This is a genomic window from Pseudarthrobacter sp. NBSH8, assembly GCF_014217545.1.
GTDB lineage: Bacteria > Actinomycetota > Actinomycetes > Actinomycetales > Micrococcaceae > Arthrobacter.
On the sequence record NZ_CP043178.1, the window covers coordinates 718,671 to 739,176 of the forward strand.

The window sequence follows — 20,506 nt, forward strand, 5'->3', positions numbered from 1 at the left end:
ACTTCAACGGAGAGTTTGATCCTGGCTCAGGATGAACGCTGGCGGCGTGCTTAACACATGCAAGTCGAACGATGAACCTCACTTGTGGGGGGATTAGTGGCGAACGGGTGAGTAACACGTGAGTAACCTGCCCTTAACTCTGGGATAAGCCTGGGAAACTGGGTCTAATACCGGATATGACTCCTCATCGCATGGTGGGGGGTGGAAAGCTTTATTGTGGTTTTGGATGGACTCGCGGCCTATCAGCTTGTTGGTGAGGTAATGGCTCACCAAGGCGACGACGGGTAGCCGGCCTGAGAGGGTGACCGGCCACACTGGGACTGAGACACGGCCCAGACTCCTACGGGAGGCAGCAGTGGGGAATATTGCACAATGGGCGAAAGCCTGATGCAGCGACGCCGCGTGAGGGATGACGGCCTTCGGGTTGTAAACCTCTTTCAGTAGGGAAGAAGCGAAAGTGACGGTACCTGCAGAAGAAGCGCCGGCTAACTACGTGCCAGCAGCCGCGGTAATACGTAGGGCGCAAGCGTTATCCGGAATTATTGGGCGTAAAGAGCTCGTAGGCGGTTTGTCGCGTCTGCCGTGAAAGTCCGGGGCTCAACTCCGGATCTGCGGTGGGTACGGGCAGACTAGAGTGATGTAGGGGAGACTGGAATTCCTGGTGTAGCGGTGAAATGCGCAGATATCAGGAGGAACACCGATGGCGAAGGCAGGTCTCTGGGCATTAACTGACGCTGAGGAGCGAAAGCATGGGGAGCGAACAGGATTAGATACCCTGGTAGTCCATGCCGTAAACGTTGGGCACTAGGTGTGGGGGACATTCCACGTTTTCCGCGCCGTAGCTAACGCATTAAGTGCCCCGCCTGGGGAGTACGGCCGCAAGGCTAAAACTCAAAGGAATTGACGGGGGCCCGCACAAGCGGCGGAGCATGCGGATTAATTCGATGCAACGCGAAGAACCTTACCAAGGCTTGACATGAACCGGTAATACCTGGAAACAGGTGCCCCGCTTGCGGTCGGTTTACAGGTGGTGCATGGTTGTCGTCAGCTCGTGTCGTGAGATGTTGGGTTAAGTCCCGCAACGAGCGCAACCCTCGTTCTATGTTGCCAGCGCGTTATGGCGGGGACTCATAGGAGACTGCCGGGGTCAACTCGGAGGAAGGTGGGGACGACGTCAAATCATCATGCCCCTTATGTCTTGGGCTTCACGCATGCTACAATGGCCGGTACAAAGGGTTGCGATACTGTGAGGTGGAGCTAATCCCAAAAAGCCGGTCTCAGTTCGGATTGGGGTCTGCAACTCGACCCCATGAAGTCGGAGTCGCTAGTAATCGCAGATCAGCAACGCTGCGGTGAATACGTTCCCGGGCCTTGTACACACCGCCCGTCAAGTCACGAAAGTTGGTAACACCCGAAGCCGGTGGCCTAACCCCTTGTGGGAGGGAGCTGTCGAAGGTGGGACTGGCGATTGGGACTAAGTCGTAACAAGGTAGCCGTACCGGAAGGTGCGGCTGGATCACCTCCTTTCTAAGGAGCACCTACAGTCACCTTGCCCCGTGTATGCGGGTGTGGAGGGGTTGTCAGGAGTATATGCCCGTTGCGCAGACGCTAGTTCTGCGGCGGGTGCTCAAGGGTGGAATATCAATGAATAGCGGCCGCTTGTTTTGTGCCTCGTCTAGTACGGTGGTGGGTTGTCCTTCGGGATTCTCTTCTGCTTGGAACGGTGTGGATGTGGGTGGTTTAGTGTTTGGCACACTGTTGGGTCCTGAGGCAACAGGGCCGGTGGGATGTGCTGCGGCTTACGGGTTGTGGTGTGTTTTGTCGGGTTTGTTTGTTTCTGGTTTCCTGGCTGCATCGATCACGTACTTTTTGTGTGTGGGGTGTGTGGTTTGGGGTTGTTGTTTGAGAACTACATAGTGGACGCGAGCATCTTTTATAAGAAGCAATTTCCAAGAATATATGAACCTGGATCTGTCCGGGCGTTCGTTGCTGTGGCCTTTGGGTTGTGGTGGTGGTGTCCGGGTGGTTTTCGTGGTTCTCTCGAAAATTAGCGTTTTGATCTTTTGTGGTCAAGTTTTTAAGAGCACACGGTGGATGCCTTGGCATTAGGAGCCGAAGAAGGACGTAGGAATCTGCGATAAGCCTGGGGGAGTCGATAACCGGACTTTGATCCCAGGGTCTCCGAATGGGGAAACCCCGCCAGGGGCGCGAGCCACCTGGTGACCCGCATCTGAACACATAGGGTGTGTGGAGGGAACGCGGGGAAGTGAAACATCTCAGTACCCGCAGGAAGAGAAAACAATAGTGATTCCGTTAGTAGTGGCGAGCGAACGCGGATCAGGCTAAACCGTTCCATGTGTGATAGCCGGCGGGCGTTGCATGGGCGGGGTTGTGGGACTTTCCGTATCAGTTCTGCCGGACTGGTGAGGTGTGATGTGCAGGCATAGGTGAACGGTCTTGAAAGGCCGGCCAGAGAGGGTGTGAGCCCCGTAACCGAAATGTTTTGTGCCGCCTGGAGAGTATCCCAAGTAGCACGGGGCCCGAGAAATCCCGTGTGAATCTGTCAGGACCACCTGATAAGCCTAAATACTCCCTAATGACCGATAGCGGACCAGTACCGTGAGGGAAAGGTGAAAAGTACCCCGGGAGGGGAGTGAAACAGTACCTGAAACCGTGTGCTTACAATCCGTCGGAGCATCTGCAGCTTGTCTGTATGGGTGTGACGGCGTGCCTTTTGAAGAATGAGCCTGCGAGTTAGTGTTACGTCGCGAGGTTAACCCGTGTGGGGAAGCCGTAGCGAAAGCGAGTCTGAATAGGGCGTTGCAGTGGCGTGATCTAGACCCGAAGCGAAGTGATCTACCCATGGCCAGGTTGAAGCGACGGTAAGACGTCGTGGAGGACCGAACCCACTTCAGTTGAAAATGGAGGGGATGAGCTGTGGGTAGGGGTGAAAGGCCAATCAAACTTCGTGATAGCTGGTTCTCCCCGAAATGCATTTAGGTGCAGCGTTGCGTGTTTCTTGCTGGAGGTAGAGCTACTGGATGGCTAATGGGCCCTACAAGGTTACTGACGTCAGCCAAACTCCGAATGCCGGTAAGTGAGAGCGCAGCAGTGAGACTGTGGGGGATAAGCTTCATAGTCGAGAGGGAAACAGCCCAGACCACCAACTAAGGCCCCTAAGCGTGTGCTAAGTGGGAAAGGATGTGGAGTTGCGAAGACAACCAGGAGGTTGGCTTAGAAGCAGCCATCCTTAAAAGAGTGCGTAATAGCTCACTGGTCAAGTGATTCCGCGCCGACAATGTAGCGGGGCTCAAGTACACCGCCGAAGTTGTGGATTTCAGATATTAGCTAAGCCGCCCCTTTGCGGGGTTGGTTCAGGCGTCTGGAGTGGTAGGGGAGCGTCGTGTGGGCAGTGAAGTCGCGGTGTAAACCAGCGGTGGAGCCTACACGAGTGAGAATGCAGGCATGAGTAGCGAAAGACGGGTGAGAAACCCGTCCGCCGAATGATCAAGGGTTCCAGGGTCAAGCTAATCTGCCCTGGGTAAGTCGGGACCTAAGGCGAGGCCGACAGGCGTAGTCGATGGACAACGGGTTGATATTCCCGTACCGGCGAAAAACCGTCCATGTTGAACAGGGGATACTAACCGCCCGATACCTGCCCGCCCACCCTTCGGGGTGATGTGGGTTTTGGTGGAGCGCGGGACCTGATCCTGGGAGGCAAGCGTATTAACAGGTGTGACGCAGGAAGGTAGCCAAGCCGGGCGATGGTTGTCCCGGTCTAAGGATGTAGGGCGAACGGTAGGCAAATCCGCCGTTCATGATGCCTGAGATCTGATGGGACCCCCTCACGGGGGGATTTGGTGATCCTATGCTGCCGAGAAAAGCATCGACGCGAGGTTTTAGCCGCCCGTACCCCAAACCGACACAGGTGATCAGGTAGAGAATACTAAGGCGATCGAGAGAATTATGGTTAAGGAACTCGGCAAAATGCCCCCGTAACTTCGGGAGAAGGGGGGCCCCAACCTTGAACACCACTTGCTGGTGGGAGGGGATCGGGGCCGCAGAGACCAGGGGGAAGCGACTGTTTACTAAAAACACAGGTCCGTGCGAAGTCGCAAGACGATGTATACGGACTGACTCCTGCCCGGTGCTGGAAGGTTAAGAGGACCGGTTAGCCTTACGGCGAAGCTGAGAATTCAAGCCCCAGTAAACGGCGGTGGTAACTATAACCATCCTAAGGTAGCGAAATTCCTTGTCGGGTAAGTTCCGACCTGCACGAATGGAGTAACGACTTCCCCGCTGTCTCAACCATAAACTCGGCGAAATTGCAGTACGAGTAAAGATGCTCGTTACGCGCAGCAGGACGGAAAGACCCCGAGACCTTTACTATAGTTTGGTATTGGTGTTCGGAGTGGCTTGTGTAGGATAGGTGGGAGACGTTGAAGCCCGGACGCCAGTTCGGGTGGAGTCATCGTTGAAATACCACTCTGGTCACTTTGGACATCTAACTTCGGCCCGTAATCCGGGTCAGGGACAGTGCCTGATGGGTAGTTTAACTGGGGCGGTTGCCTCCTAAAAAGTAACGGAGGCGCCCAAAGGTTCCCTCAGCCTGGTTGGCAATCAGGTGTCGAGTGTAAGTGCACAAGGGAGCTTGACTGTGAGAGAGACATCTCGAGCAGGGACGAAAGTCGGGACTAGTGATCCGGCGGTACATTGTGGAATGGCCGTCGCTCAACGGATAAAAGGTACCTCGGGGATAACAGGCTGATCTTGCCCAAGAGTCCATATCGACGGCATGGTTTGGCACCTCGATGTCGGCTCGTCGCATCCTGGGGCTGGAGTAGGTCCCAAGGGTTGGGCTGTTCGCCCATTAAAGCGGTACGCGAGCTGGGTTTAGAACGTCGTGAGACAGTTCGGTCCCTATCCGCTGCGCGCGCAGGAAATTTGAGAAGGGCTGTCCTTAGTACGAGAGGACCGGGACGGACGAACCTCTGGTGTGTCAGTTGTACTGCCAAGTGCACCGCTGATTAGCTACGTTCGGATGGGATAACCGCTGAAAGCATCTAAGCGGGAAGCTCGCTTCGAGATGAGATTTCCATACACCTTGTGTGTGAGAGGCCCCCAGCCAGACCACTGGGTTGATAGGCCGGATGTGGAAGCGAGGACTAACGACTCGTGAAGCTGACCGGTACTAATAGGCCGATAACTTACACCACACACCACCCCTGCAAACGGTTCAAAAGCGTTTGCAACCATGGGTGGTAAAAAGATAACAAGACTGCTTGCGTCCACTATGTGGTTCCCAAACAACAAACCCGTCACACGGGCCGTTGCACAGGAACACAACACAACAACATAACAACACCACAATGTTGTAACCAGATTTCCCACCCGTACAGGCACGCCTGAACGGGCCGGGTAGAAGGGTTACGGCGGTCATAGCGTGGGGGAAACGCCCGGTCCCATTCCGAACCCGGAAGCTAAGACCCACAGCGCCGATGGTACTGCACCCGGGAGGGTGTGGGAGAGTAGGTCACCGCCGGAACATCATTACAGGTCGAGAGCCCCCCAACCACCAGGTTGGGGGGCTCTCCCACGTTAACCACCCAACCCACAAAACACACCCCGTGGATCCGCGTAGAGTTGACGTCCATGGATAACCTTTTCAGCCACGCGGATGATGCCCCTCCTGTCTCTGTTGAGACCGCAGAGAGCCTGGAAGCCGTCATCTGCACTGTCACTGTGCCGGGGCCGGTGGCCCAGACGTTCGCCGGCTTCACGGATCACACGCACTTGTGGTGGCCACTCGATTCACAGGGTGTGTACGGGGCAGGATCCTACGTTGAGTTTGAAGAGAACCTCATCGTTGAAACAGCTGACGACGGCAGGACCGCGGTCTGGGGCTCCATAGATGACTGGCAGCCGCCCCTTTCCTTCCACGCGTCCTGGCATCCAGGGACTACTGCTATCTGGTCTACAGAGCTGCGGGTCGCATTCAGGGCGGTGGAATCCGGGACGGAGCTGCGTCTGGTCCACAACGGCTGGGAAGGTGCGGAGGATCCTGCCGCCACGCGCGCGGCCTATGCTGCTGGCTGGCCGAAGGTGCTGGACCGTTTCGTGAGGTTCATGGGCGGGGACGCACAGGCCTGACGGCCACCTCACAACAGACCGAACTCAGAACAAACCGCGCTCAGAACAAACCGGCCCAGAAGTGTCCCGGCCCAGAACAGCTGCAGTCGGGAGCGGACCCTGTTCAGCAGGGAACTGCGATGCAGCGTCAGGCCGGCGGTACAGCCGTGCTGTTCCGGACCAGGAACTCTGTGGGGTACTCCCGGTCAAGGGCCGACGCCGGCGGTGACGTGCCCTTCGCAGGCCGCTTCGCGCCGGCGTCGAGCGTTTCCAGCAGCATGCGGGCCGCCAGGGCGCCCTGGCCGCGCGCATCCTGGTTGATGGTGGTCAGCCCAAAGACCTCACCGAGTTCATGACCGTCCATGCCGATCACGGAGAGATCCTGCGGTACACGCAGGCCGAAGTCGCGGGCAGCGAGGATGACGCCGATGGCCATCTCATCGGAGGCGGCAAAAACTGCAGTTGGCCGCCCGGCCGCGGAGGCCAGGAGGCTGCGGGCACTCGCGTAGGCGCCTCGGATGGTGAAGTCCGCGGACACTACCCATTCGGGGCGGACCGCATGCCCCGCAGCCTCCATTGCAGCTTCAAAACCGGCCCGGCGTATCCCGGGCAGTTTGAAGTCCTGGTTCAGTTCGGCATTGCCGGTGATGTGGGCGATCCGGGTGTGGCCCAGCCCGAGGAGGTGCTCGGTGGCGGTTCGGGCGAGGCCGGCGTCGTCAATCCTGATGGTGGAGGCGCCGGCCAGGGCGCCGCCGATGCCTACAATTGGACGGCGGAATGCCAGCAGCTGCTTGATTTCGGCTTCGCTGAGGACGAGCGCCACAGCGATGACTGCGTCCAGCCGCTTCCGGAGCAGGAAGTCGGTCAGGACGCTGCGGCGGCGTTCCGGCAGGTCACCCATGTTGTACAGGGTGAGGTCATAGCCGGCGTCGAGCAAAGTGCCGGACACGCCCTCCAGCACCGACGAAAAGTACCATCGGTGGATGGACGGGACCACCAACCCCACGTTGTGGTTACGGCCTGAAGCCAGGCTGGATGCATGGTAGGACGGGACGAAGCCCAGCTCGTCGGCCGCGGTCTTTGCCAACTGCCGGCTCTTGGCCGACACATTTGCCTTGCCGCTGAGCGCCCGCGACACAGTGGCGATCGACAGCCCGGCGCGGTCGGCAACATCCTTGATGCCAGCAAGTCCCACTAGTCTGCGTCGCCTCCGCCAATCCGCAGCCATGCGGTCTCGCCGGAAGCCAGGAAGTGTGCTGCGCCCGGGTCAGAGTCAGCGCTGCGGACGAGGACACTGCCGGCCGGCATTTCCAAGGGTTCGTGGTTGAGGTTCATGAGCACCAGCGTATCGCCGTTAATGTATGCCAGGGACGAACCGCTACACCAGTCCTCGGCCCAAGCCAGTGATCCGCTGCCCAAACCCAGCTCGCGGCGCAGGGCCAGCATGTTCCGGTACAGGGAAAGGTGCGACACCGGCGATGCGGCTTGCGAGTCCCGTGCCAGTTCCGCGAAGCTCGCCGGCAAGGGAAGCCAAGGATCCTCGCCCGAGCCAAAGCCCAGGTGCCGTTCACCAGTTCGCCACGGGAGGGGAACCCGGCAGCCGTCACGGCCCAACCGGGCACCTCCGGTGCGTGCGAACGTAGGGTCCTGCCGCAGGTGCTCCGGAATATCGATGCCGTCCGGCAGCCCGAGCTCCTCACCCTGGTACAGGTAGGCGGCGCCGGGCAGCCCCAGCATAAACAATGAGGCGGCGGCTGCACGCCGGCGGCCCAGGGCTGTGTCCGGCTGAGGATCCGCCGGACCAATGCCGTCGCCGTCTCGCGGACCGGATCCGTTGTAGCCAAAGCGGCTGGAATGGCGGACGACATCGTGGTTGGACAGCACCCATGTACTGGGGGCTCCCACGGCGTCCAGGGCGGTCAGCGAGTCCGTGATAACACTGCGCAGCCGGTAAACATCCAGTCCGGCGTGCAGGTAGGGAAAGTTGAAGGCCTGGTGCATTTCATCGGACCGGACCCATTCGGCGAGGCGCGGAAGCGGATCCACGTTGGCTTCCGCGCAGAGAATGCGGTCCGGGCCGTAGCCGTCCAGGATGAGGCGCCAGGCCCGGAAGATGTCGTGGAGGGCCGGCTGGCCGAACATCGGAGCCTCGTGGCCGGGGAAGCCGTCCGAGCTTCCGCCGTCGGCCCGGCCGCCCCAGGCGGGCAGCCCCGGGGCTTTGACCAAGGCGTGGGCGACGTCCACCCGGAAGCCGGAGACGCCGCGGTCCAGCCAGAAACGGAGTACGCGCTCAAATTCGGCGTGGACGGCGGGGTTGTCCCAGTTGAAGTCAGGTTGGGAGGAATCGAACAGGTGAAGGTACCACTGGTCCGGCCGGCCGTCAGGACCGGTTACCCGGGTCCAGGCGGGGCCGCCGAAGTGGGACTGCCAGTTATTGGGCGGTTCGTGGCCTTCGGGCCCGGCTCCGTCCCGGAAGATGAACATGTCGCGTTCCTGGCTGCCTGCAGGGGAGGCCAGTGCTGCCTGGAAAGCCACGTGCTGGTCCGAGCAGTGGTTGGGAACCAGGTCCACGATGACCCGCAGCCCCAAGCGGTTGGCCTCGGCAATCATGATGTCGAAATCGCTGAGGGTGCCGAAGATCGGATCCACGTCACAGTAGTCGCTGACGTCATAGCCGGCATCGCGTTGTGGCGATTTGTAGAACGGGGACAGCCAGACGGCGTCCACATCCAGCTCGGCCAGCTGCGGGAGCTCCGCTGTAACCCCGGCTAGATCGCCGATGCCGTCTCCGTTGAGGTCGCGGAATGATCGCGGGTATACCTGGTAGATGACGGCGGAGCGCCACCAGCCGGGTGAGTTGTCGGCGTCGCGGATGTGGGACAGCCGATCCATCAGCGGGGCGGTGGCGTTAAACGCTGTATCTACAGACATGGAGGACAGCTTAGACCCTAACCGGCGGGAAACTGCAAACGTTTCCACGTCAAGGCATAAAGGTCTACTCACCAGTATGTTACGGATGGTCGGTGCTTGCTGGAAACGCTTACAGTCGGTTGGGAGATGACGGGCCAACGGGAAGCACCGCCCTAGACTGGGGGAGAAGCGCAACGACAACAACGACAAGGAACGGGGAGGCTGCGTGGGCGGCTTGGTTGAAGATCTGGTGGGCGCCCTCGGCGCAGGGCAGGTCAGCACCGCGGAGGAACTGCTCGCGAGGTATGCCGTGGACCAGGCCCCCGTCCTGGATTTCCAGCTGCCCGAAGCGGTGGTCTTTGCCAGGTCTGTCACGGACGTACAGGCGGCGGTCAGGCTGTGTGCGGCCCACAATGTCGCCGTTGTGGCCCGCGGAGCAGGAACAGGCGTTTCCGGCGGCGCGCACGCGAGCAGGAACTGTGTAGTCCTGTCCCTGGAACAGATGAACCGCATTCTTGACCTGAACCCGGACGACGAGACCGCCGTCGTCGAGCCAGGAGTGGTCAATGCGGCCCTCAACGAGGCGGCAGCAGAGCATGGCCTGATGTACGCGCCGGATCCGGCGAGCTTTCGTTCCTCCACGATCGGTGGCAACGTTGCCACGAATGCCGGGGGACTGCGCTGCGCCAAGTACGGCGTTACCCGGGACTCGGTGCTGGCGCTGGAGGTGGTGCTGGCCGACGGGTCCCTCATTCGCACCGGCCACCAGACGTTCAAAGGCGTTGCGGGTTACGACCTGACGGGGCTGTTTGTTGGTTCGGAGGGCACCTTGGGAATCGTGGTGGGGGCGACCGTGCGGCTCAAGTATCTGCCCCGTGACGTGCACACCATCGCCGCGTTCTACCCGGACTTCCGGCAGGCCGCCGCCGGCGTCCTGGCGGTGGGCCGGGCCCGGGTGCAGCCGGCCATCATGGAACTGCTCGACGGCGGCACGCTGGCCCAGCTGGATGATCTCCACGGCTCCGACCTGAGTTCACGCGGCCGCTCGCTGCTCCTGATTCAGACTGACGGGTTCGGGGCAGCGGCGGAGGCCGACGTCATGCGTTCTGTCCTCGCCGCCAGCGGCGCAATAGTGAGCACGGAATCCACGGCGGAAGCCGAGCAACTCGTGGAGCTGCGCCGGAACAGCCGGGGTGTGGAAGTGGATGACGAATACCGCGTCGGCGAGGACGTGGCCGTGCCGCGCTCGCGCCTGGTGGATTACGTGGCGGCATTGGAAGACCTCGCGGCCACGCACGATGTGCGCCTGAAGGTGGTGGCGCACGCCGGCGACGGCAACCTGCACCCCACCTTCTGGATTGACAGGCAGGGCAATGCGGTGGACGCTGACGCCATGAGGCGGCTGAACTTAGCCCTGGATGCCTCTATCGAAGCTGCCCTCGAAATGGGCGGCACCATCACCGGGGAACACGGGATCGGGCAGTACAAACTGCGCTGGCTGGGCCTGGAACAGCCGGAACCCGTCCGGGAGCTCCAGCGCAGGATCAAGGAGCTCTTTGACCCGGCAGGGATCTTGAACCCGGGCAAGGCCATCTAGCCTTTGTGTCCCTTGCGGGACGCCCGTTCCGGGCTGAAAATGGTGCCGTGGCCGCCTGTCAACGCCGTGCCTCTATGGTTCCACTAGGCCGTCATCTAGCCGGGCGTTGGGGGTCACGCTCTGGGCCCTTCACTGTTTCTTTTGCCGAGAACGAGGATTAGATTTCCGTTTCCCGGTGATCCCCACGGGCGGCCGCTTCGACAATCAGATCGGGCGCGTTTTGTGAGGAGATGACGAATGCCATGCTGGCCGAATCCCAGGATGAGGAGCAGATCATTGCCAGGGTCGCTGCCCTGGATATCGGCAAGGCTGAACTCGTGTGTTGTGTGCGGATCCCCGGTCCGGGGAACACCCGAAGACGCCTGCAGGAGGTGTCCACGCACTCGACGATGAGCCGGTCCTTGGCGGAGCTGGCCAACCATCTGGTGGACCTGCGGATCGAGCGGGTAGTCATGGAAGCGACCTCGGACTATTGGAAGCCGGTGTTTTATCTTCTCGAGGCGCACGGCCTCGAACCGTGGCTGGTCAACGCCCGCGACGTCAGGCATCTGCCGGGCCGGCCGAAGACCGACGTTCTCGACTCCGTGTGGCTGTGCAAAGTCGCCGAACGGCAGATGCTCCGTCCCAGTTTCGTCCCACCCGCCCCGATCCGCCGGCTGCGGGACCTGACCCGGTACCGGATTGATCTCGTCGGGACCCGGACTGCGGAGAAGAACCGGGTTGAGAAACTCCTCGAGGACGCGTGCATCAAGCTCTCCGTTGTCGCCTCAGACATTTTCGGGGTGTCCGGGCGGGAGATGATGGCCGCGCTCATCGGCGGCGAACGGAACCCGAAAGTCCTCGCGCAGCTGGCACGGGCAAGCATGCGCAGGAAGATCAGCGAACTCGAAGAGGCGTTCACCGGCCTCTTCGATGACCACCACGCCTTCCTGCTGGCCCGGATGCTGTCCAGGATCGACGGCATCGATGCCGATATCGCCGCGGTCGATGAACAGATCGAGGCGCAACTGGCCCCTTTCGCGGCAGCGGCGGAACGCCTGGATGAGATCCCGGGCATCGGCCCCGTTGCCGCCGCGATCATCCTGGCCGAAATCGGGGTCGACATGACCCGGTTTCCGACCGCGGGACACCTGTGTTCCTGGGCGAAGTTCTCCCCGGGCATCAACTCCTCCGCCGGGAAGACGAAGGGCAACGGCTCGACCGGGCACGGCAACCGCTATCTCGCCCGGATCCTGGGCGAGGCCGCCGTCGGTGCCGGCAGAACGGATACCTTCCTCGGCGAACGCCACCGGAGGCTGGCTAGGCGGCGGGGCAAGAAACGCGCCATCGTCGCTATCGGGCGCTCCATCTTGGTCATCATCTGGCACCTCCTGCAGGACCCGGATGCACGGTTCCATGACCTCGGCGCTGACCACTTCAATCGTCACACCAACCCCGACACCAGCAAACGAAACCACGTCCGCCAACTCGAAGCCCTCGGCTATACCGTCACCCTGACACCCGCAGCCTGACACCCACACATATCCATGCTGCCGTCCAACCGCCGCACCACGACGGGCACAGCACTACGCGCCAGACCGCCTGCAGGGCACCTCCATTTTCGGATTAGAGGCCGGCGCTCCACAAACAAACACGGTTGTGTTAACACAACCGTGCTACCACCGCTGCCGGGCCCCCGGGGCAGGTCAGTCGTCGACGTCCGGGTACTCTTCGATGGATTCGTCGGCACCATAGCGGGATTCCTCGGTTTCCACTTCGAGGATCTTCAGCATCGCCGTGTCCGGGTTGAGCATGATGGCGGCCTCGTCCCTGCGGTGGCGCAGGACGGACTCAATATAGGACTGCACAGCCTCGGCGAGCGGAATGTGGCGGGCCTGCTCCTCTGACATATACCAACGGTGCTCAAGCACCTCGTGGACTGCCTCCGCCGGCTCAAGCTTGCGGGACAGGTCGCGGGGGATCGAGCGCACAATGGGCTCGAAGACCTGGCTGACCCAGAGGTGCGCGCTGTATTCCTCGTCCATCCCCGGGTTGTTGTCCGCCCGGAAGGAATCCATGTCATTGAGCAGGCGCCGGGCCTGGTTTTCCTGGGCGTCGAGCCCGGTCAGCCGCAGCAACCGGCGCTGGTGATGTCCCGCGTCCACCACCTTGGGCTGGAGCTGGATGGTGGAACCGTTCTGGGTGGTCTTGATGGCGTATTCCTCGACGTCGAAGCCCAACTCGTTGAGCCTGCGGATACGGGCGCCCACACGCCACCGTTCGCCGAGTTCAAAGGATTCCTTCTCCGTCAGTTCCGTCCAGAGACGCCGGTAGCTCTCCATGATGAGTTCGCTGGTGGCCACCGGGTCCACCTTCTCCTCGATCAGGCCGCCATCCAGGAGATCCATCAGCTCACCGGCGATGTTGACCCGGGCAATCTCGAGATCGTACTCCCGCTGGCCGGTGGAGAGATCGGGATACAGCTCGCCGGTTTCGGCGTCAACCAAGTAGGCGGCGAAGGCGCCCGCATCGCGACGGAAGAGCGTGTTGGACAGCGAGACGTCCCCCCAATAGAAGCCGATGAGGTGCAGCCGGACCATGAGCAAAGCCTGGGCATCGATGAGCCGTGTCAGTGTGTCTTTGCGCAGCATCTGCGAGAACAGCGCCCGGTACGGCATGGAGAACTTCAGGTGGCGGGTAACCAGCACGGGGTTCAGTGGCCGCCCATCCAGGGTGGTCCGGCCCGTGATGACTGCCACCGGTACAACACACGGGACATCCAGGCGCGCCAGCTTCCGGAGCATATGGTACTCGTGGCGGGCCACATGCTCCGATGTTTCCTTGATGGCGATGACGGAGCCGCCCAGGTGGGCGAAACGCACGATGTGCCGCGAAATGCCGCGTGGCAGCGCTGCCAGGTTCTCAGCCGGCCAGTCCTCCAGGGCGATATGCCACGGCAGGTCCAGAAGCTCCGGGTCAGCCGCGGCGGCCGTGATGTTCAGGTTACTGGCGACGCTGGAACTCTTGGCGTCGTTGGCGCTGGCAGCTTCAAACCGAGGGAGTTTGCCGATCTGGCCGTAGTCGGTGGGTTCGTCGTGCCATTGGGCGCTGCTTTCCTCGGTCATGTGCCAATTCTTCCGTACGTAGGGGCGGGGTGCCTAAACAAAGCCAGGAAAGCCACGCTTAAACCACGACGGCGGCCCGTCCGGTAAGGAGGGGCCGCCGTCGGTTGGTGCAGAGCAGTGCCGATCAGGTGGTGACAGCTGGTGCAACCACCGGATTCAAGCTCCGCAACCGGGACTAGCCGCCGAGGCGCAGGCCGGTCTTGGTGTCGAACAGGTGTACATGTCCGGACTGCGGGCGAACGTAGATTGAGTCACCCTTCATCGGGGGTCGGCGGCCGTCGACTCGGGCCACGATGTCGTGGTCCTTGCCGTCCAGCGTGGTGTGGCCGTAGACGTAGGCGTCGGCACCGAGTTCCTCGACGACATCAACCTCAACCTGGAGACCTTCGCCGGCAGCTACCTGCTCGAGGTCCTCGGGGCGGGAACCCAGGGTGACGGTGGCACCATGCGCCTCTTCGAGGACGTTGCGCGGCACGGGGTAAACCGTTCCGCCGAACTGAACCCCGCCATCGACTACGGGCAGTTCGAGCAAGTTCATGGCGGGGGAGCCGATGAAGCCGGCAACGAAGACGTTCTTGGGCTTGTCGTAGAGGTTGCGCGGGGTGTCAACCTGCATCAGCAGGCCGTCCTTCAGCACAGCCACGCGGTCACCCATGGTCATTGCCTCGACCTGGTCGTGGGTGACGTAGACGGTGGTGACGCCGAGGCGGCGGGTCAGGGATGCGATCTGCGTTCGCGTCTGGACGCGGAGCTTGGCGTCAAGGTTGGAAAGCGGCTCATCCATGAGGAACACCTGCGGGTTACGCACAATGGCGCGGCCCATGGCAACACGCTGGCGCTGGCCACCGGAGAGTGCCTTCGGCTTGCGGTCCAGGTATGGCTCGAGATCAAGAAGCTTGGCGGCTTCACGGACGCGTTCGGCGCGCTCTTCCTTGGAAACGCCCGCGATTTTCAGCGCGAAGCCCATGTTGTCCGCAACTGTCATGTGCGGGTACAGCGCATAGTTCTGGAAAACCATCGCGATGTCGCGGTCCTTCGGCGGAACATCGGTGACATCGCGGTCGCCGATAAGAATTCGACCTGAGTTGACGTCCTCTAGGCCCGCAAGCATGCGCAGGGAGGTGGACTTGCCGCAACCGGAGGGTCCAACGAGGACCAGGAATTCGCCATCGGCGATGTCAATGTTGAGCTTGTCAACAGCGGGCTTCTCTGTGCCCGGGTACAGACGCGTAGCGTTATCAAAAGTAACTGTAGCCACAGTTATCAATCCCTTCACCGGCAGGTACGTGCCGGACGATCCGTAGTGAATGGTTCATGTAATTCAGTTATCCACGGCATTGCAGCCGTGTACTCCCCGGCCGAAGCCGAGGAGTATCACGTGACGCCGCACGGTTCCTGTGCGCCACATCACAACCAAGAGTATGTCAGGTCAATGGCATATTGGTGCAAATGTTACGGAGGTCACACGTGAGGTTGGACATGTCGCCGAGGTTCAGTCAGTGCCCGGCTCTTCGTCGGCCACCACCAGGCTCCGTTCCTGCAGGAGTACTTCGAGCAGTTCCGCGACGTGGGCCGGCGCTTCCACCCGGAACTCGGCCTGGGTGAAGTCCAGGCCCACCTTGACGCCCACATCGCCGGATTCCAGCCGGGCCAGCGCGTCCTCGTCCGTGACGTCGTCGCCGGCGAAGAAGACAGCTGTGGCCCCCGTGATCTGGCGCAGGAACGTCAGGCCCTCGCCCTTGGAGGCGTTGACTACCGACGTTTCCAGGACGCGTTTGCCGTTCTTCAGGAAAACGCCCTTGCGGTCCTGGAGAACTGAACGGGCCGCAGCCACCGCGTCCTCGGCGACATCGTCAGTCGCCAGCCGGGTGTGCAGGACCACTCCTGCGGGTTTGTCTTCGAGCAGCGTGCCCGGTGCCTGCTCAACGATCTCTTCGAGGACGCCGCGGACTTCGGCCAGCAGCAGGCGCTGGGCTTCGTCCAGCGTCAGCTCCGCGGAACCGGGGCCCAGCCATGCCTCGGCGCCATGGCTGCCGATCAGCAGCGTGTCCACCGGGGGTGAGGCGACAGCGCGCAGGCTGGCGAGGGCCCTGCCGGAGAGGAGTGCCGTCGTCGTGCGTGGAAGGGCGGCTAGCCCGGCGAAAGCTGCGGCCGAGCGTGGAAGCGGGCGGGCGTCGTCCGCGCGGTCAACCAGCGGGGAAATGGTGCCATCGAAGTCCAAAGCCACCAGCAGGTGTTCTGTCCGGGCGATCCGCCGGGCGGCCTGCCGCAGTTCGGGGGACAAAGCGAGCGGGCCTTTGGCGGGACGGGCCTCAGGAGTCATCTCGCACAACTTTCTCGTTCAGGGCAGCCAGGAAGTCAGCTGACCAGTGGTCGACGTCGTGCTCCAGGATCTGCTTGCGCATGGAGCGCATACGGCGAGCGGCGTCTTTGGGAGGCAAATCGACGGCCCGCATGATGGTCTCCTTGAGGCCGTCGATATCGTGCGGGTTCATCAGCAGCGCCTGCTTAAGCTGGTCAGCGGCGCCGGCAAACTCACTGAGGACCAGGGCGCCGTCGTTGTTCTTGCGGGCGGTGACGTATTCCTTGGCCACGAGGTTCATGCCGTCCCGCAAGGCGGTCACGAGCATGACGTCGGCAGCGAGGTAAAGCGCCACCATCTCCTCCACAGGGTAGCTATGGTGCAGGTAGCGGACGGCGGTGTTCTGGATGGTGTCATAGGTGCCGTTGATGTGGCCGACGGTTCCTTCGATTTCCTCGCGCAGGAGGCGGTATTGCTCAACCCGTTCGCGGCTTGGGCTGGCAACCTGGATCAGCGTTGCGTCGCCGACCGTTAGCTTGCCTTCGTTCAGGAGTTCTTCAAAGGCCTTGAGCCGGTGCCGGATGCCCTTGGTGTAGTCGAGCCGGTCCACGCCCAGGAGGATGGTCTTGGGGTTGCCGAGGTCCTGGCGGATCTGGCGCGCACGCTCGATGATCTCGGGGTTGTGGGCCAGTTCGCTGATCTGGGCCACGTCGATGGAGATGGGGAAGGCCTGGGCTCTGGCGATGTGCGTGATTTCGCCGTCTTTGCCCTTCACGTGCACTTGCTGCTGCTTGACGCTGGCGCCCAGGAACCGGCGGGCGGAGCGCATGAAGTTGCCGGCATCGCTGGGGCGCTGGAAGCCCACCAGGTCCGCGCCCATCAGGCCGTCGATGATGGCATGCCGCCAGGGCAGCTGCGCGAAGATCTCCGGCGGGGGGAAGGGGATGTGGTTGAAGAACCCAATCCGCAGGTCCGGCCGCGCTTGGCGCAGCAGCCGCGGCACCAGCTGCAGCTGGTAGTCCTGGACCCACACCGTGGCGCCCCGGCCTGCATGGCGCACGACGGCGTCGGCGAACCTTTGGTTGACCTTGCGGTAGGCGTCCCACCAGGTCCGGTGGAACTCCGGCGGGGCGATGACGTCGTGGTAGAGGGGCCACAAGGTGGCGTTGGAGAAACCCTCGTAGTAGAGCTCAACGTCGTCGTTGCTCAGCTGGACGGGGACCAGGTCCATGCCGCCGTGGCTGAACGGCCCGACGGTTTCGTCCGGGGCGCCGTGCCATCCCACCCACGCGCCGTCGGACTTGGTCATCATGGGGGCGAGGGCAGTCACCAGGCCGCCGGGGGAGCGGCGCCAGCCGGAGCCGTCGTCGCCGCTGTCACCTGGCGCGCAGCGGTCAACAGGCAGCCTGTTGGAAACAACCATAAAATCGTATGTGGCCACGTTGCTGTGGCTGCGTGCGGCGGCGCCGTCGGCAGGTACAGCTGATGGTTTTTCTTGGACGGGTGTTTGCATTGCGGCCCCCTGGGGTTTGCTTGTGCCTTTAAACCACCTTAATGGGATGGAATCTTCGCGGCTATTCGTCCGTTGGTTGTTCGGGCTGAATACTTGAAAGCGCAAGCTCTCAGGTTTGTCCCCTAAAATGGTGGAGTCGCCACAGAGTGGTCCCCCTATGTCGATCGACCCAAGGAACACATGAGCCCCGCAAACGAAATACGCAAGTCCAAGGCTGAACGAACCTCGGAGGCGCGCGAGAAGGCACGCCTGATCCGTGAGGCGCAGCTGAAGAAGGATAAGCGCAACAAACTGCTGATCGGCTGGGGCATTGTGGTGGCCGTGGTGGCCATCCTTGTGGTGGTGGGTCTGGTGGTGACCACAACGATGCGGCAGAACGCCCCCATCGCTGACCAGGGGCCGACGCCGGCGAATGGAAACGCCAACGGTGGCATCACCTTGCTGGCAAATACCGACGTCGCGAAGCTGGAACCGGCCACCGTTGACGCTGCCGCCGTGGGTGCGCCCCCGGAAACCGCGCCGGAGTCGGTTGTGGCGCCGGGCGCCGAAGCTGAGGCAGGCAAACCGGTCAAGGTGGTCCTGTACGTTGACTTCATCTGCCCGGTTTGCAAGAACTTCGAGACACAGTACAACGAGCAGCTGACGTCGCTGCGCAACGAGGGCAAGATCTCGGTGGAATACCGGGCACTCGGGTTCCTGGACAACCGGTCCTCCACAAACTACTCCTCCCGTGCAGCCAATGCGGCCGCGTGCGTAGTGAATGAGTCCCCGGAGAAGTATGCCGAGTTTGTGGACACCCTGTTCGCCAACCAGCCTGCCGAAGGCAGCGCCGGACTTTCTGACGACAAGCTCAAGACCATGGCGACAGACATCGGCGCCAAGAACATCGACACCTGCGTCGACGGGAAGACCTACCGTCCGTACGTGAAGTTCACAACAAAGCAGGCCGCCGCGATCGGCGTCACCGGCACGCCCACCGTGTTCGTGGACGGCCAGCAGTGGGGCAAGGGTGCCAGCGCGCAGACCCCGTTCCCGGATTTTCTGCAGGCAGCGATCACCGCGAAGGGCTAGATCCTTCCACTCAGGGACCTGCTTCCGGATCGATTCCGGGGGCAGGTCCTTTCTTTTTGCTTCGTTTCTCCCTGGCCGGCGTTTTTACGAGCGGGCGGACTTGGGCTAACCTTATCTAGCGCCGTTGCGGCGCACGCCCTGTACGGGGCGCGCCTCCTTAGCTCAGTTGGCCAGAGCACCGCTCTTGTAAAGCGGGGGTCGTCGGTTCGAATCCGACAGGAGGCTCCGATTGTGGCTTTGACCTGCGGGGTCAGTCTTGAGCCCGTGCTGCCAACGGCTCGCGACCGCCGCGGATCTCCATCGCCGCATGAATCTGCAGTGCAAACCAGAGCTGGGCCAAAGTTGACGTTTCGGTCACGTCCAACCCTGTCAGCTCACTGATCTTACGTAGCCGGTAAATGATGGTTTGCCGGTGCGCGAACAGGGCGGTTGCCGTCTTCTGCCAGGACCGTTGCATGTCCAAGTACGTTCTTAGCGTGACGATAAGGTCCGGCTGGCGGCCGCGCTCATACTCGAAAACCGGACCAAGCAACCGTTCGACGAGTGCCTTGCCTTCTTCATAGCTGGTCAACCCCAGCCACGAAGGGCCTTCGGCGTAGCGTACTAAGTGCTCGGTGGCGCCGCCCGCGGTTCCCAGCGCCCACAGTGACTCCTGAAGCGCGCTTTGAATGCCTGCAGGGGTGGTCGGGGTGCTGACTCCGATCCTGACGCCTCCCGGAAGAGCATGGAATAGCAGCTCGTCCGAACACTGCGTGGACACGAGAACATGGAGCCTGTTGTGAGTCTGCAGGCATGCTGTAGGCAGGCCGTGACGCCAAAGATTCGCGTGGACGTTGGCAAGATCCTGTCCTGCAGCACTGGACAGCGAGATGACCAGGAACTCCTGCGCCGGAATTTCGAATTCGGACAGGCGGCTTTCCAGATCCTTGATCCCGTAGCGGCCGTCAAACGCCTGCAGAAGGAAGTCGGCACCGAGACGGAGCCTGTTCTCCAGCCCCAGAACAGTACGGGACAGTTCCAAGCCCAAAACTGTCGCCGCATGGAGCAGAACGACGGCGTCGGGGTGCGGATCGGAAGCGGGCACAACCACCAGCAGCGCGTTGGCGTGCGTGGGGATGTCCATCATGAGGATGTGTTGGTCGCCGAACCGATGCCACTGGAAATTCTTTGTGGCCGCCGCCGGCCCCACGCGATGCTTCAGCTCCGCTGCCAGCGCTGCCGGGAGCGGCTCACTGTCCGGGTGCCACGGGTGCAGACATCGCCGATCCACCACGAACAGCTGGGAATTCAGTTCAGCAGCTACTCCGTCGATCAGCGTCTGCCACTGGTTTCCCGCTCCGGCAAGTCGGAGAAGATCATAAATTCTAGCCGTCTGCCGAAGCCTACGCGATTCCTCCAGGAGGGAAGACTCCGCGACAGATCGAGCGATGGCGATGAACGGCAGGGGATAGGGCACATTGACCACAGGCAATGGGAGGGCATTGCAGGCATTGATGAATTCAGGCAGGAGTTGTGGTGCGTGCATCTTCTCGCCCACAGCCAATGCGCTGGCGCCGGCCCTGACCAGCGACTCAGCAAGTTCGACCTGACCAGCGGCATCGGGCGGAATCGATAACCCGTTGGTCATCATGATCTCGCCGCCCGTGACCCACTCCCACAGCCGGGGAAGATCCGATGTGTGCGCCCACGTGATTCGGTTTCCCAATCCCCCTGAGCCTGCGAGCAGGCTCAGGCCCAACTGCGGCTCAGCGATGAGCTCTTCGACAGTAATCACGACCGGGTGCCCTTCTTTCTGTAGGGATGACGGCCTAGTGATCTTATACAAATATCTAAGCGCCTTCGTCATTTGTGGTCGATTGACGAATATGCGGCGTGATGGC

The 20,506-nt window shown here is 61.7% G+C and carries 11 protein-coding genes, 1 tRNA gene and 3 rRNA genes; 8 read left to right on the forward strand and 7 right to left on the reverse strand.

Features of this window, described 5'->3' with window-relative positions; translation table 11 throughout:
• Positions 1-3: 3 nt before the first annotated feature.
• From FYJ92_RS03345 to FYJ92_RS03360, 4 genes are all read left to right on the forward strand, one after another.
• Positions 4-1,527: ribosomal RNA gene (locus FYJ92_RS03345) — 16S ribosomal RNA — on the forward strand.
• A 540-nt stretch (positions 1,528-2,067) separates the two neighbouring features.
• Positions 2,068-5,216, forward strand: a 23S ribosomal RNA gene (locus FYJ92_RS03350).
• A 212-nt stretch (positions 5,217-5,428) separates the two neighbouring features.
• A 5S ribosomal RNA gene (rrf, locus tag FYJ92_RS03355) occupies positions 5,429-5,545 on the forward strand.
• The 16S, 23S and 5S rRNA genes sit together here, the layout of an rRNA operon.
• Positions 5,546-5,652: 107 nt before the next feature.
• Complete coding sequence (locus FYJ92_RS03360) at positions 5,653-6,150, forward strand: SRPBCC domain-containing protein (RefSeq protein ID WP_185262597.1); 498 nt, start codon at positions 5,653-5,655, stop codon at positions 6,148-6,150.
• A 127-nt stretch (positions 6,151-6,277) separates the two neighbouring features.
• Here FYJ92_RS03360 and FYJ92_RS03365 read toward each other — a convergent pair whose 3' ends face one another.
• Together FYJ92_RS03365 and FYJ92_RS03370 are read right to left on the reverse strand one after the other, a co-directional pair.
• A complete protein-coding gene (locus FYJ92_RS03365) occupies positions 6,278-7,324 on the reverse strand; it encodes a LacI family DNA-binding transcriptional regulator (protein WP_255482282.1) in 1,047 nt (348 codons plus the stop codon).
• The gene (locus FYJ92_RS03370) at positions 7,324-9,060 is read right to left on the reverse strand and encodes a glycoside hydrolase family 13 protein (RefSeq protein ID WP_185262599.1); all 1,737 of its coding nucleotides are present in this window, start codon (positions 9,058-9,060) and stop codon (positions 7,324-7,326) included. Before FYJ92_RS03370 ends, FYJ92_RS03365 begins: the two co-directional genes overlap by 1 nt.
• 205 nt (positions 9,061-9,265) lie before the next feature.
• Here FYJ92_RS03370 and FYJ92_RS03375 point away from each other — a divergent pair, with 205 nt between their 5' ends.
• On the forward strand, positions 9,266-10,636 hold the full coding sequence (locus tag FYJ92_RS03375) for an FAD-binding oxidoreductase (protein ID WP_185262600.1): 1,371 nt from the start codon (positions 9,266-9,268) through the stop codon (positions 10,634-10,636).
• Positions 10,637-10,866: 230 nt separating this feature from the next.
• Positions 10,867-12,147 carry an IS110 family transposase gene (locus tag FYJ92_RS03380; RefSeq protein WP_255482283.1) on the forward strand — a complete coding sequence of 427 codons (1,281 nt, stop codon included), beginning with the start codon at positions 10,867-10,869 and terminating at the stop codon, positions 12,145-12,147.
• A 174-nt stretch (positions 12,148-12,321) separates the two neighbouring features.
• Here FYJ92_RS03380 and FYJ92_RS03385 read toward each other — a convergent pair whose 3' ends face one another.
• The 4 genes from FYJ92_RS03385 to FYJ92_RS03400 form a co-directional block, all read right to left on the reverse strand.
• Positions 12,322-13,740, reverse strand: a complete 1,419-nt coding sequence (locus FYJ92_RS03385) for a DUF4032 domain-containing protein (protein ID WP_185262601.1) — start codon at positions 13,738-13,740, stop codon at positions 12,322-12,324.
• Positions 13,741-13,915: 175 nt separating this feature from the next.
• On the reverse strand, positions 13,916-14,998 hold the full coding sequence (locus FYJ92_RS03390; RefSeq protein WP_185262602.1) for an ABC transporter ATP-binding protein: 1,083 nt from the start codon (positions 14,996-14,998) through the stop codon (positions 13,916-13,918).
• 234 nt (positions 14,999-15,232) lie between these two features.
• Positions 15,233-16,063: a trehalose-phosphatase gene (gene otsB / locus FYJ92_RS03395; protein WP_185262603.1), complete on the reverse strand. Its 831-nt coding sequence runs from the start codon at positions 16,061-16,063 to the stop codon at positions 15,233-15,235.
• Positions 16,053-17,555 carry a trehalose-6-phosphate synthase gene (locus tag FYJ92_RS03400; RefSeq protein WP_304632678.1) on the reverse strand — a complete coding sequence of 501 codons (1,503 nt, stop codon included), beginning with the start codon at positions 17,553-17,555 and terminating at the stop codon, positions 16,053-16,055. The genes otsB and FYJ92_RS03400 overlap by 11 nt, the downstream gene beginning before the upstream one ends.
• Before the next feature lie 180 nt (positions 17,556-17,735).
• Here FYJ92_RS03400 and FYJ92_RS03405 point away from each other — a divergent pair, with 180 nt between their 5' ends.
• Together FYJ92_RS03405 and FYJ92_RS03410 are read left to right on the forward strand one after the other, a co-directional pair.
• Positions 17,736-18,626: a DsbA family protein gene (locus FYJ92_RS03405; RefSeq protein WP_185262604.1), complete on the forward strand. Its 891-nt coding sequence runs from the start codon at positions 17,736-17,738 to the stop codon at positions 18,624-18,626.
• Between the two features lie 151 nt (positions 18,627-18,777).
• Positions 18,778-18,851: transfer RNA gene (locus FYJ92_RS03410), tRNA-Thr, on the forward strand.
• Between the two features lie 25 nt (positions 18,852-18,876).
• Here the strand turns inward: FYJ92_RS03410 and FYJ92_RS03415 are convergent.
• Positions 18,877-20,472 carry a PucR family transcriptional regulator gene (locus tag FYJ92_RS03415; RefSeq protein ID WP_185262605.1) on the reverse strand — a complete coding sequence of 532 codons (1,596 nt, stop codon included), beginning with the start codon at positions 20,470-20,472 and terminating at the stop codon, positions 18,877-18,879.
• Positions 20,473-20,506: the final 34 nt, after the last annotated feature.